Source organism: Thioalkalivibrio sp. ARh3 (assembly GCF_000377265.1).
In the GTDB taxonomy this organism is placed as follows: domain Bacteria; phylum Pseudomonadota; class Gammaproteobacteria; order Ectothiorhodospirales; family Ectothiorhodospiraceae; genus Thioalkalivibrio; species Thioalkalivibrio thiocyanoxidans.
On record NZ_KB897947.1, the window covers coordinates 709,121 to 721,518 of the forward strand.

Sequence of the window (12,398 nt, forward strand, 5' to 3'; positions counted from 1 at the left end):
CCGGACCTCCGGGCCCGAGTCATGCCGGGAGCGCCCGTCTGACGGGTGGCACAGGACAAGGACAGGGACGAGATGAGCGAGATCAACCGCTGGCTGCTGCCGGATGGCCTGGACGAGGCGCTGCCGGATGCTGCGCGGCACCTGGAGGGCCTGCGCCGCCGGGTGCTGGATCAGTTCGATACCTGGGGCTATGACCTGGTCATGCCGCCGCTGGCGGAGTACCTGGAGTCCTTGCTGGTGGGCGCGGGCCACGCGCTGGATCTGCAGACCTTCAAATTGACCGACCAGATGAATGGTCGCCTGATGGGAGTGCGCGCGGATCTGACCCCGCAGGTGGCGCGCATCGATGCCCATCGCCTGAAGATCGACGGACCGAACCGGCTGTGTTATGTCGGCAGTACGCTGCGTACGCGTGCGGACGACTGGTCCGGGTCGCGCAGTCCGTTGCAGGCGGGGGCCGAGCTGTTCGGCCATGACGGCCTAGACTCCGATCTCGAAATCATCCGCCTGATGCTCGCGACCCTGGAGATCTGCGGTGTCTACCAGCCGAGCATGGACCTGGGTCATGTCGGGATCTATCGTGCCCTGGCGCGCGAGGCCGGCCTGGACAGTGAGCGCGAACAGGCCTTCTTCGACCAGCTGCAGCGCAAGAGCGTCCCCGAGATCGAGCAGACCCTCGGGGCATGGGAGGCCGAAGGCATGGACGCGGCGGTCTGCCGACGCCTGCGTGCCCTGGTGGATCTCAATGGTGACGCCGGGGTGATCGCGACCGCGCGCGAGGTCCTGGCCGATGCGCCGGCCGAGGTGGGGGCGGCCCTCGATCACCTGCAGGCGGTGGCGGAGCGCCTGGAGGCGACGCAGCCGAATGTGGATCTCCACGTCGATCTTGGCGAGTTGCGCGGCTATGCCTACCACACGGGCCTCGTCTTCGCAGTGTTTGTTCCTGGATCCGGGCAGGCGATCGCACGGGGTGGCCGCTACAACGATATCGGCGGCGTCTTTGGCCGCGCGCGGGCGGCGACCGGATTCAGCACCGATCTGCGCGAGTTGCTGCGCCGTACCGAAGTGGCGCCGCCTGTGCTGCGGCGCACCGTTCGCGCGCCCGCCTCGGGTGACGTGGCCATGGAGGCTGCGATCGCCGACCTGCGTGCGCGTGGCAACCGTGTCGTGCGCGACCTGGAAGGGCAAACCAATGAACCCCCCGCCGATGCGCGCCTCGAGCGGCGCGACGGGGCCTGGACGGTAGTGGAGTACTGAGCCGATGGGACGTTTCGTAGTCGTACTGGGCAGTCAGTGGGGTGACGAGGGCAAGGGCAAGATCGTCGACCGCCTGACCGAGGACGCAGCCGCTGTCGTGCGCTTTCAGGGCGGGCACAATGCCGGACATACCCTGGTGATCGATGGCGAGAAGACCGTGCTGCACCTGATCCCGTCCGGGATCCTGCGCGAAGGCGTGGAGTGCATGATCGGCAACGGCGTCGTGCTCTCGCCCGAGGCGCTCATTACCGAGATGGAAGAGCTCGAGGCCAGGGGCGTGCCCGTGGCGGACCGTCTGCGTCTGTCGGACGCCTGCCAGTTGATCCTGCCCTACCACGTGGCACTCGACCACGCACGTGAAAAGGCGCGCGGCAAGGCCGCGATCGGGACCACCGGGCGCGGGATCGGACCTGCCTACGAGGACAAGGTCGCGCGTCGCGGTCTGCGCCTGGACGACCTGTTCCACCGCGAGCGCCTGGCCGCCAAGCTGGGCGAGGTGATGGACTATCACAACTTCGCCCTGAAGCATTACTTCAAGGCCCCGACCATCGACCAGCAGGAAGTGCTGGAGCAGTGTCTGGCGCATGCCGAGCGGCTGCAGCCGATGGTCGCGGACGTCGCCGGGCGGCTGCACGAGCTGCGGGCCCAGGGGCGGGACGTGATGTTCGAGGGTGCCCAGGGCACCCTGCTGGACATCGACCACGGGACCTATCCGTTCGTTACCTCGTCCAATACCACCGCCGGGGGTGCCTCGACGGGCGCCGGTGTCGGTCCGCGGGATATCGACTACGTACTGGGGATCACCAAGGCCTACACCACCCGTGTCGGGGCCGGGCCGTTTCCGACCGAGCTGTTCGACAATATGGGCGAGCACCTGGCCACCCGGGGCAACGAGTTCGGTTCCACCACCGGGCGTGCCCGGCGCTGTGGCTGGTTCGATGCGGTCGCGCTCAAGCGTGCGGTCGCGATCAACAGCATCAGCGGCCTGTGCATGACCAAGCTGGACGTGCTCGACGGGCTGGAGAGCGTGCAGGTCTGTGTCGGCTATGACTGTGATGGCGAGCGCCGCGAGGTGCCGCCGTCCGGGGCCGAGGCCTATGCAGCCTGCAAGCCGATCTACGAGGAGATGCCGGGCTGGCAGGAGTCCACCGTGGGGATTCGCGAATACGACAAGCTGCCGGCGGCGGCGCGGGCCTATCTGGAACGCCTGTCCGAGGTGGTGGGGGTCCCGATCGACATGATCTCCACCGGGCCGGATCGCGACGAAACACTGGTGATGCGGGACCCGTTCGAACGCTGATGGCGGGCCTTCACCCGGGGTGACGGCCTCGGCGTGCGGTGTGGGACGCCCCCGTGCCGCACGCGCGAGCGCACAACGCCCACGGCTGTACCGTCACCCAAATGGGTCGTTGGTCAGAACGGTTTCGTTACGGGATTCGGGAAGCAGAGAAATGGTGCCGAGGAGAGGACTTGAACCTCCACGAGCTTTCGCTCACTAGCACCTGAAGCTAGCGCGTCTACCAATTCCGCCACCTCGGCACGAGGTCGGATCGCCGGTGCGAGACCGGGTCCTGCGCTTCAGGAGCGCGCAATATAGTGCGCGGCCAAAGGTCTGTCAACGCCCGTCACGCCGCCCTGACCGATGGCGGCGAACATGAGACTGGGTTCGCGTGCCCCGCCTCGGCGTTTCCGGCAGCGAATCTTCACATGCCGCATAATATGTCCCTTGCGCTGCCGGTTTTCGGCTGGTGGCCACCGAATCATCCAACGAGTTGTTTGAATGCCAAGAAAAAGAAGCAAGGCGCCGGCCGATCCCAATTTCGAGCGCGAGGCGCAGAAGTACGACAATCCCATCCCCAGCCGCGAGTTCATCCTCGGGCTCCTGCAGGAAGCCGACAACCCCCTGTCCTATGACGAGATCGCCGAGCGGCTGGAGATCGCCGACGACGACCGTCTCGAGGCCCTGCGCCGCCGCCTGAAGGCGATGGAGCGCGACGGCCAGGCCCTTTGCAACCGGCGCGGCGCCTATCTCCCGGTCAACCAGGAAGACCTGATCCGCGGTCGCGTGATCGGCCACCCGGACGGCTTCGGCTTTCTGGTGCCGGACGAGCAGGACGACGATCTGTTCCTGTCGCCGCGCCAGATGCGCGGTGTGTTCCATGGCGACCGCGTGCTGGCGCGGGTCATGGGCGTGGATCGTCGCGGTCGCCGCGAGGGCGGCATCGTCGAGGTCCTCGAACACAACACAACCCAGGTGGTCGGGCGCCTGCGCATCGAGGACGGGGTGGGTGTCCTGACCCCGGACAACAAGCGCATCACGCACGACATCCTGGTGCCGCCCGACGGGCTGGGCGAGGCCGGGGACGACCAGATCGTGGTCGTGCGCATCCGCGAGTCCGCGTCGCGCACGGCGCGCCTGCGCGGCGACGTGATCGAGGTGCTGGGCGAGCACATGGCGCCCGGCATGGAGATCGATATCGCGATCCGTGCCCACGGCCTGCCGCACGAGTGGCCAGAAGAGGTTACCGCCGCGGCCGACGAGCTGGGTGCCGAGGTCAGCGAGAAGGCCAAGAAGGGTCGTCTGGACCTGCGCGAGAAGCCGTTCGTGACCATCGATGGCGATGACGCGCGCGACTTTGACGATGCGCTGTACTGCGAGCGAGACGGCAAAGGCTGGCGCCTGTGGGTGGCGATCGCGGACGTGTCGCACTATGTCGAGCGGGATGCGGCACTGGACCGCGAGGCACGTACGCGCGGGACCTCGGTGTATTTCCCGAACAACGTGATCCCGATGCTGCCGGAGGTGCTGTCCAACGGACTGTGCTCGCTGAACCCGAACGTGGATCGGCTGAGCATGGTCTGCGAGATGGAGATCGGTGCCCGCGGCGCGCTGAAGGGCTATCGCTTCCACGAGGGCCTGATCCGCTCGCATGCGCGCCTGATCTACGAGGACGTCGCCGCGATGCTCGACGGCGATGCGCAATTGCGCGAGCAGAATGGCCACGTCATGCCCCACCTGGAGACCCTGCAGGAGGTCTTCAAGGCGCTGCACGCCGCGCGCAACCGCCGCGGTGCGATCGATTTCGATACCACCGAGACCAAGATTCTGTTCGGCGAGGATCGCAAGATCGAGCAGATCGTGCCGACCGAGCGCAACGACGCGCATCGCATGGTCGAGGAATGCATGATCATGGCGAACGTGGCGGCCGCGCGCTTTCTCAAGAAGCACAAGGTGCCGGCGCTCTACCGTATCCATGACCAGCCGCCGACGGACAAGGTCGACGACCTGCGCGACTTTCTCAATGGGGTGGGCCTGACGCTCGGCGGGGGCAGCGAGCCGAGCCCCCGTGACTACACCGATGTGCTGAAGGCGGCGAAGAAGCGCCCCGACCAGCAGCTGATCCAGACCGTGCTGCTGCGCTCGCTGAGCCAGGCAGTGTACGCCCCCGAACTGGACGGCCACTTCGGGCTGGCGCTGGATGACTACGCCCACTTCACCTCACCGATCCGGCGCTACCCGGATCTGCTGGTGCATCGCGGGATTCGCCATGTGCTGCGCAAGGGCAGCAACAAGGCCTTCCCTTATTCGCACAACGACATGGAATCGCTCGGCGAGCACTGCTCCATGGCGGAGCGCCGTGCGGACGACGCCACGCGCGACGCGGTCGCCTGGCTCAAGGCCGAATACATGCAGGACAAGGTCGGCGAGACCTTTGACGGCGTGGTCTCTGGGGTGACCGGATTCGGGCTGTTCGTCGAGATCAAGGATGTCTACATCGAGGGCCTGGTGCATGTGACCGCACTCGATAACGACTTCTACCACTTCGAGCCGTCGCGCCACACGCTGACCGGCGAACGCGGCGGGCGCGTGTTCCGCATTGGCGACGAGGTGCGGGTGCAGGTCGTGCGTGTCAGCCTGGACGATCGCAAGATCGATCTGGCACTGGCCGAAGAGCCGCAAGCCGAGACCGCGCCGAAGAAGAAGGGCGGCCGCGGTCGCAAGCGCAAGGACGCCGAGGCCGTGCAGCCGGCGCCGGAGGCCGCCCCCGAGCAGGGCCAGGACGACGCCCCGCCGAAGAAGAAGCGCCGCCGTCGCGGTGGGCGCGGTCGCGGCAAGTCGCCGGAGTCCGCCACGGAAGCCCCGACCCCCGAGGCGCCGTCCGCCGACGCTTCGGAAACGCCGTCGGGCACCGATGGCGAGCCCGGTGGCAAGTCCGGCCGGCGTCGTCGTGGTCGCCGGCGCCGTTCGTCCAGCGCCTCCTAGTCGGGATTCGGAAGATGGGCAAGGGCGGCAAGGGGCCCCGCGGCGAGTCCTTCGGCGGGATTCACGCGGTCGCCGCCGTGCTGCAGCATGCCCCGGAGCGCGTGCGCCTGCTGCAGCTGGCGAGCGGCACCCTGGAGCCGGCGCTGGCGCATTTGCTGGAGCAGGCCCAGGCACGCGGGATCTCGATCGAGCGGGCGGGGCGCGACAAGCTCGACCAGCACCACCCCGGGTTTCAGCATCAGGGCGTGATCGTGCATTGCGCGCCGCGCCCAATGGTGGACGAAAAGACCCTGCTCCAGCGGGTACAGGACGGGCTGGACCTCGTGCTGGTGCTGGACGGAGTGACCGATCCGCACAACCTGGGCGCCTGCCTGCGCACCGCGGACGCGGCCGGTGCCGGTGCCATCGTGACACCCCGACACCACAGCGCGGCGCTCACGCCGGCGGCGATCAAGGTCGCCTCGGGCGCGGCGGAAACCGTGCCGGTGGTCGCGGTCGGCAACCTCGCGCGGACCCTGGCGGCATTGAAGGATGCCGGCATGTGGACCGTGGGCCTCGACGGTGCCGCGCGCGAGGACCTTTATGCGGTGGATCTGCGTCCGCCGACCGCAATCGTGATGGGGGCCGAGGGCGAGGGCATGCGGCGCCTGACCCGCGAGGCCTGCGATCATCTCGCCAGAATCCCGATCGCCGGCACGGTGGAGAGCCTGAATGTCTCGGTGGCGACCGGGATCACGCTGTTCGAAGCCCGGCGTCAGCGCCGCGCCTGATACGCTCCAGGAATGTACTTGCGATCCGGTTCCGTGCGGTGGTGGTCGCTGCTATCCCTGCTGATGGCGGCACTGGTCCTTGCCTCCGTGCAGCCAGCCGCTGTGGCGGCCATCAGCGGTAGCGATCCGGGGTGTGTATGTGTGGATCTCCACGGCGAGCATGGCGCGGAGACGGCCGACTGCCTCGGTCACGGCTGCTGCGCCGTTCCTCCGTCCTCCAGCCCTCCCGTGGTTTCGGGCCCATTGGTGGCAGCCGCAGAGCCCGGGCCTCTGGGCGCGAGATCACCCCGCGAACCCCCCAGTCCTCCGCCGAAGACCTGACGCGTTTTGTGTCCAGGATGTCCTGGCGGACATCCGTTTTCGTTTTCGAATGAGAGGAATTCAACATGCCAGTGAAAAATCGAACCATGGTCCGCCCCCGGACGACCACTATCACCCGGTCCGCCCTGGCCGCCGCTGTCGTGGGGCTGAGCCTGATCCTCGCGGGATGTGGCGATGAAGCCTCGGATGCGGTACAGCAGGAGCGCGCGCCCTATCCCATCCAGGGCATTAACATCGAACTGGTGGGGGATCCACAGGTCGGGCGGGAGCGTTTCGCGCAGAGCTGCGCCGAGTGTCATGGTGCCGATGCCCGCGGTACCGAGCAGGGGCCGGCGCTGATCCACCGGATCTACGAGCCGTCGCATCATGCCGACGTCACGTTCTTCATCGCGGTCGAGCGCGGGGTGGTCGCACATCACTGGGAATACGGCGACATGCCGCCGGTTCCCGGTCTGGATCATCAGGATGTGGCGGATATCGTCGCCTGGGTGCGGCACGAGCAGCGCGACGACGGGATCATCCCGGACGATGAGTGGCCGGTGGCCGAGGACTGACTCAAGTGCCGGGAGTCGCGCGATGCCGCGGGCGCGGGCCATCGGGCTTGTTGCCGGGGCCCAGTTCGTTTAAGGTATCGCGCCTTTGCGTCTGCCGGTTTTCCGGCGGGCGGAATCCTTGCCTCACCGCGCCGACGGGAGGCTGATACCCGCAAGGAGTCGAAAATGCGTCATTACGAAGTTGTGTTCCTGGTCCACCCGGATCAGAGCGAGCAGGTCCCGGCGATGATCGAGCGCTACAAGGGCCTGGTCGAAGGCCATCAGGGCAAGATCCACCGTCTGGAAGACTGGGGCCGTCGTCAGCTGGCCTACCCGATCCAGAAGCTGGTCAAGGCCCACTATGTGCTGATGAACATCGAGGCCTCGGAAGAGGCACTGGAAGAACTGGTCAGTGCCTTCCGGTTCAACGATGCCGTGCTGCGCCACCTGGCCATGCGCATGGAAGAGGCCGTCACCGAAGCCTCCCCGCTGGCCAAGGGCCAGGAAGAGGAAGGTGCCAAGGGCCGTCGCCGCGAGCGTGACGACGAAGGCGGCCAGGCCGCCTCCGACGACTCGGCCTCCGCCGAGTAAGTCCCGCCCGCCCGTTGACCGAATTTTCGAAGGAGATCTGAAATGGCCCGTTTTCCGCGTCGCCGCAAGTACTGCAAGTTCACCGCCGAAGGCATCGATTACATCGATTACAAGGACCTGAACCTGCTGAAGGGTTTTGTCACCGAGACCGGCAAGATCGTGCCCAGCCGCGTGACCGGCACCAGTGCGAAGTATCAGCGTCAGCTGGCCACGGCCGTGAAGCGCGCGCGCTATCTCGCGCTGCTGCCGTACAGCGACAACCACTGATCCGCGCTCCGGTTCGCCCGGACGCACGGCCATGCGTGTACTGGCCGAATTCGCGATGAAAAGCCGGGGCCGCGCCGTGGGCGCGGTCTCCGGTTTTGGCGTTGCGGGGCTCTTCCTGCCGCCGATCGCGATCGTCAGCAGTGCCCTGATTGCACTGGTCGGCCTGCGTGTCGGCCTTGGGCAGGCCCTGCTCGTCGCCGCGCTGTCGGCGCTAGTGCTGGGGGCCGCGATGTTCGTGCTGATCCCGGAGGCCCCGCCGATGGCGGGCTTGGCCGCGGGGTTTGTGCAGTGGGCACCCGTGGTGCTGTTGGCCGAGGTCCTGCGTCGCACCGTCTCCTGGCGCATGACGTTGAAGGCCGGCGCGATGGTTGCCGGGCTTGGCGTGCTGGCGGTTCATGCCCTGGTCCCGGATCTGCAGACGGCCTGGTCCGAGGCGGGCATGGCCCTGCTGGGCCCGCTGGTCGAGGGTACCGACACCGGCCCTCAGGAACTGGAGGCCGCGCTGCGCCGCGCGGCGCCCTACCTGACGGGGCTTTTCGCCGGGATCGTGCTGCTGAGCCTGACGCTGAGTCTGCTGATCGGTCGCTACTGGCAGGCGCTTCTGTACAACCCGGGGGCATTTGGCGAGGAGTTCCGATCGCTGCAGTTCGGGCGCGCCATGAGTGGCGTCACCGTCGCCCTGGGGCTGATCGGGCATCTCGGCCCGGTGCCGCTGGCGACCGAGCTGGCGTTCATCCTGGGGGTGCTGTTTTTCCTCCAGGGGATTGCGCTGGTGCATGCGCTGACGCATCACCAGAACATGAGCAGCTTCTGGCTGGTGGGTATGTACGTGCTGATGGCGCTGGCCCTGCCCCAGGTGTTTCTGCTGCTGGCGACGATCGGGGTGATCGATGCCTGGGCGGATATCCGTTCGCGCCTTGGCGTGCTGGGCGGGCGCAAGGGTTCGGGTGACGGGCCGGATGGCGACAACAATTCGTGAGGCCGGTCCGCGACCGGTGTAGAATGCGCCCTTTTGGGGGCTGACCCAACGTTACAGGAATACTGAAGATGGAAGTCATTCTGCTGGAAAAGATCGATAACCTGGGTGGTCTGGGTGACCGCGTGACCGTGCGCTCCGGCTTCGCCCGCAATTACCTGCTGCCGCAGGGCAAGGCCAAGTTTGCCACCCCGGAGAACATTGCCGAGTTCGAGGCGCGCCGTGCGGAGCTGGAAAAGGCCGCCGCCGAGGCGCTAGCCGCCGCCGAGGCGCGCAAGGCACAGCTGGAAGGCACCGTGCTGGAGATCACCGCCAAGTCCGGTGGCGAAGGCAAGCTGTTCGGTTCCATCGGCCCCGCCGATATCGCCGACGCCCTGACCGCCAAGGGCACCGAGGTGGAGAAGAAGGAAGTGCGCATGCCGGAAGGTCCGCTGCGCACCACCGGCGAGTTCGAGGTGGGTCTGCACCTGCATTCGGACGTGGATATCGAGATCCACGTCGTGGTCGTCGGCGAGGAGTGATCCTTTCCATGTCGGGAGAGTGGCCACAGGTCGCTGATGCCCGGCAGGCTGGCCGGTTCGGGTGCCCCCGGGCATGAACCGGCCCATGACGCCGAATCCGCGCATCCCGCCGCATTCCGAGGAGGCCGAACAGTCGGTCCTCGGCGGGCTGATGCTGGATAACGCCGCCTGGGACCGGGTGGCGGACCGCATTACGGATGAAGACTTCTATCGCCACGACCACCGCCTGATCTTCCGGGCGGTGGCCGCCCTGGCCGAACGCAACGCCCCGTTCGACATGGTGACCGTGTCGGAGCAGCTCGAACGTACCTCCGAGCTGGAAGAGGCGGGCGGTATGGCCTATCTGGGCCGCCTGGCGGCCGAAACCCCGAGCGCCGCCAACATCGTCGCCTATGCGGATATCGTCCGCGAGCGCTCCATCCTGCGTTCCCTGATCTCGGTGGGCACCGAGATCGCCGACTCGGCCTTTGCGCCCGACGGTCGGGAATCCAAGGAGCTCCTGGATCTGGCCGAGCAGAAGGTCTTCCGCATCGCCGAGCAGGGCGCGCGCGGGGCTCAGGGTTTTCGCGGCATGAAGCCGCTGCTGACCGCCGCGGTCGAGCAGATCGAGTACCTCTACGAAACCCAGAATCCGATCACCGGGGTCGCCACCGGCTACGAAGACCTCGACCGCCTGACCTCCGGACTGAACCCCGGAGACCTGGTGATCGTCGCGGGTCGCCCCTCGATGGGCAAGACCTCGTTCGCGATGAACATCGCCGAGTACGTGGCGATGAAGAACGCCGAGCCCGTCGCGATCTTCTCCATGGAGATGCCCGGCGAGCAGCTGGCGATGCGTCTGCTCTCGTCGATGGGGCGGATCAACCAGCAGAAACTGCGTTCCGGCCGCCTGGACGACGGCGACTGGCCGCGGCTGACCAGCGCGGTGCAGATGCTGTCCACCGCACCGCTGTTCATCGACGACACCCCGGCGCTGTCGCCGACCGAGCTGCGTGCCCGTACGCGTCGCTTGATGCGCGAGCACAAGGGCCTCAAGTTGATCGTGGTCGACTATCTGCAGCTGATGCAGTTTCCCGGCAGCGGCGAGAGCCGCGCGCACGAGATCTCGGAGATCTCGCGCTCGTTGAAGGCGCTGGCCAAGGAGCTGAGCGTGCCGATGGTCGCGCTCTCCCAGCTCAATCGCTCGCTGGAACAGCGTCCGAACAAGCGCCCGGTGATGTCCGACCTGCGCGAATCCGGGGCCATCGAGCAGGACGCGGATATCATTGCTTTTGTCTACCGGGATGAGGTCTACAACGAGGAATCGCCGGACAAGGGCACGGCCGAGATCATCATCGCCAAGCAGCGTAACGGCCCGATCGGCACCGTGCGCCTGACCTTTCGCGGGCAGTTCACCCGCTTCGAGAACTACGCCCCGGATGTCTACGGCGAGGTCGGCCAGCAGGCCTGACAAGCGGCGTGAGGCGCGCGGCCAGCATCCAGCTCCATCCCGAGGCCCTGCGGCACAACCTGGCCGTGGCGCGCCGCCTCGCACCGGGTGTCTCCATGTGGGCCGTGATCAAGGCCGAAGGCTACGGCCACGGCCTGTTTTGGGCGGCCGAGGCGCTGGCGGGGGCCTCCGACGGGCTGGCCGTCTCCCAGATCGGCGAGGCCCGGGCCCTGCGCGAGGCGGGCTTTGACGGCGCGCTGCTGGTGCTGCAGGGGCCGCACGATGCTGGCGATGTGCGTGCCTGTCACGAGCTGGGCCTGGAGCCGGTGATCCACGAGGCCGCCCAGCTCGGTCACCTGGATGCGGTCCCGGTCCGGCTCCCCACCGTATGGATCAAACTCAACACCGGCATGAACCGTCTCGGCTTCGACCCGCTGGACGCCGAAGGCGTGACCCGGCGCCTGCGCGCGGCCGGGCACGGGGCCCTCGGCCTGCACTGGATGACCCACCTGGCCTGCGCCGACGAGCCCGAACACCCGCAGAACGCCCGCCAGCTGGAGCGCTTCGTCGCGGCGGCCTCGCCGCTGCCGGGGCATGCCAGCGTGGCCAACTCCGCGGCGCTGTTCGCGGGCTGGGGGCGGGCGTCAGGTCTGGACCCCGAGCGCGTCTGCTGGGCGCGGCCCGGGATCATGCTCTACGGGGCCCATCCGGCCTCGGTCCCGGCGGATGCCCCGCCGGAAGGGCCGCAGGCCGACCTGCGCCCGGCGATGACCGTGCAGGCCCCGATCATCGCGGTCCAGCCCCTGGAGCCGGGCAGCACGGTCGGCTACGGGGCGACCTGGACTGCCGCTGCGCCCGGTCGCGCCGGCATCGTGGCCATGGGCTACGCCGATGGCTATCCGCGCCATGCCCCGTCAGGCACGCCGGTGCGGGTGGGCGACCGGATCTGTCCGCTGATCGGGCGCGTCTCCATGGACATGCTGGCGGTGGATCTGACCGACTGCCCACAGGCCAAGGTCGGCGATCCCGTCACGCTGTGGGGCGAGGGCCTGCCGGTGGAACGGGTCGCACGCGCGGCTGGCACCATCAGCTACGAGCTGCTGACGCGCGTGGCGGACCGCCTGCAGCCGGCGCGCTGATACACTGTCGCATCCCGGATTCCAGGGAAACACTGATTAATGTACACACTCGCGTTGGCACCCCAGGTTTTCCGAGACAAGGCGCGTCGTGCAGCGGGTAGTGGTTCTACCCGCAAGCGGCGCAACGCAGGATCGGGGAACCTGGGGTGCCAACCCCACAACTTAATGAACGAAGGGGCTCGGCCGCTTTTGCGCGCGTTCGGCGTTGCGGCTCCCTTGTGCAGAATGACTGCACGGCAGTCGCCGCGCCTTGTTCGCACGCAAAAGCGACTCGAGCGCGAGCGTGTACATTAATCAGTGTTTCCCTAGGATGCCGCGATGACCGACTTC

At 67.5% G+C, this 12,398-nt stretch carries 11 protein-coding genes and 1 tRNA gene; 11 read left to right on the forward strand and 1 reads right to left on the reverse strand.

Translation table 11 applies throughout. The features are described from left to right. Window positions 1-72: 72 nt before the first annotated feature. Together C995_RS0103360 and C995_RS0103365 are read left to right on the forward strand one after the other, a co-directional pair. On the forward strand, window positions 73-1,257 hold the full coding sequence (locus C995_RS0103360; protein WP_026278919.1) for an ATP phosphoribosyltransferase regulatory subunit: 1,185 nt from the start codon (window positions 73-75) through the stop codon (window positions 1,255-1,257). A 4-nt stretch (window positions 1,258-1,261) separates the two neighbouring features. Next, window positions 1,262-2,557: an adenylosuccinate synthase gene (locus C995_RS0103365; RefSeq protein ID WP_018863592.1), complete on the forward strand. Its 1,296-nt coding sequence runs from the start codon at window positions 1,262-1,264 to the stop codon at window positions 2,555-2,557. A gap of 152 nt (window positions 2,558-2,709) precedes the next feature. On the opposite strand, the gene C995_RS0103370 is transcribed toward C995_RS0103365, so the two are convergent. Beyond that, window positions 2,710-2,796, reverse strand: a tRNA-Leu gene (locus tag C995_RS0103370). A gap of 241 nt (window positions 2,797-3,037) precedes the next feature. On the opposite strand from C995_RS0103370, the gene rnr reads away from it, so the two are divergent. From rnr to alr, 9 genes are all read left to right on the forward strand, one after another. Next, window positions 3,038-5,521 carry a ribonuclease R gene (rnr, locus tag C995_RS0103375; protein ID WP_018863593.1) on the forward strand — a complete coding sequence of 828 codons (2,484 nt, stop codon included), beginning with the start codon at window positions 3,038-3,040 and terminating at the stop codon, window positions 5,519-5,521. 14 nt (window positions 5,522-5,535) lie between these two features. Next, window positions 5,536-6,291 carry a 23S rRNA (guanosine(2251)-2'-O)-methyltransferase RlmB gene (gene rlmB, locus C995_RS0103380; protein WP_018863594.1) on the forward strand — a complete coding sequence of 252 codons (756 nt, stop codon included), beginning with the start codon at window positions 5,536-5,538 and terminating at the stop codon, window positions 6,289-6,291. A gap of 407 nt (window positions 6,292-6,698) precedes the next feature. Next, entirely contained in the window at window positions 6,699-7,166 is a 468-nt protein-coding gene (locus tag C995_RS0103385; protein ID WP_018863595.1) for a cytochrome c, read from the forward strand. Between the two features lie 165 nt (window positions 7,167-7,331). Then, on the forward strand, window positions 7,332-7,736 hold the full coding sequence (gene rpsF / locus C995_RS0103390) for a 30S ribosomal protein S6 (protein WP_018863596.1): 405 nt from the start codon (window positions 7,332-7,334) through the stop codon (window positions 7,734-7,736). Window positions 7,737-7,778: 42 nt separating this feature from the next. Next, entirely contained in the window at window positions 7,779-8,003 is a 225-nt protein-coding gene (gene rpsR / locus C995_RS0103395) for a 30S ribosomal protein S18 (protein ID WP_012983300.1), read from the forward strand. Window positions 8,004-8,034: 31 nt separating this feature from the next. Beyond that, complete coding sequence (locus C995_RS0103400) at window positions 8,035-8,982, forward strand: hypothetical protein (RefSeq protein ID WP_018863597.1); 948 nt, start codon at window positions 8,035-8,037, stop codon at window positions 8,980-8,982. 68 nt (window positions 8,983-9,050) lie between these two features. Further along, window positions 9,051-9,500 carry a 50S ribosomal protein L9 gene (rplI, locus tag C995_RS0103405; protein ID WP_018863598.1) on the forward strand — a complete coding sequence of 150 codons (450 nt, stop codon included), beginning with the start codon at window positions 9,051-9,053 and terminating at the stop codon, window positions 9,498-9,500. Window positions 9,501-9,585: 85 nt separating this feature from the next. Beyond that, a complete protein-coding gene (gene dnaB, locus C995_RS0103410; RefSeq protein ID WP_018863599.1) occupies window positions 9,586-10,950 on the forward strand; it encodes a replicative DNA helicase in 1,365 nt (454 codons plus the stop codon). An 8-nt stretch (window positions 10,951-10,958) separates the two neighbouring features. Next, window positions 10,959-12,068, forward strand: a complete 1,110-nt coding sequence (alr, locus tag C995_RS0103415; protein ID WP_018863600.1) for an alanine racemase — start codon at window positions 10,959-10,961, stop codon at window positions 12,066-12,068. Window positions 12,069-12,398 lie beyond the last annotated feature (330 nt).

Bases quoted from the DNA above. Each gene is read 5' to 3' on its own strand.
- C995_RS0103360 (WP_026278919.1), top strand. From the start codon at position 73: ATGAGCGAGATCAACCGCTGGCTGCTGCCGGATGGCCTGGACGAGGCG.
- C995_RS0103365 (WP_018863592.1), top strand. From the start codon at position 1,262: ATGGGACGTTTCGTAGTCGTACTGGGCAGTCAGTGGGGTGACGAGGGC.
- rnr (WP_018863593.1), top strand. From the start codon at position 3,038: ATGCCAAGAAAAAGAAGCAAGGCGCCGGCCGATCCCAATTTCGAGCGC.
- rlmB (WP_018863594.1), top strand. From the start codon at position 5,536: ATGGGCAAGGGCGGCAAGGGGCCCCGCGGCGAGTCCTTCGGCGGGATT.
- C995_RS0103385 (WP_018863595.1), top strand. From the start codon at position 6,699: ATGGTCCGCCCCCGGACGACCACTATCACCCGGTCCGCCCTGGCCGCC.
- rpsF (WP_018863596.1), top strand. From the start codon at position 7,332: ATGCGTCATTACGAAGTTGTGTTCCTGGTCCACCCGGATCAGAGCGAG.
- rpsR (WP_012983300.1), top strand. From the start codon at position 7,779: ATGGCCCGTTTTCCGCGTCGCCGCAAGTACTGCAAGTTCACCGCCGAA.
- C995_RS0103400 (WP_018863597.1), top strand. From the start codon at position 8,035: ATGCGTGTACTGGCCGAATTCGCGATGAAAAGCCGGGGCCGCGCCGTG.
- rplI (WP_018863598.1), top strand. From the start codon at position 9,051: ATGGAAGTCATTCTGCTGGAAAAGATCGATAACCTGGGTGGTCTGGGT.
- dnaB (WP_018863599.1), top strand. From the start codon at position 9,586: ATGACGCCGAATCCGCGCATCCCGCCGCATTCCGAGGAGGCCGAACAG.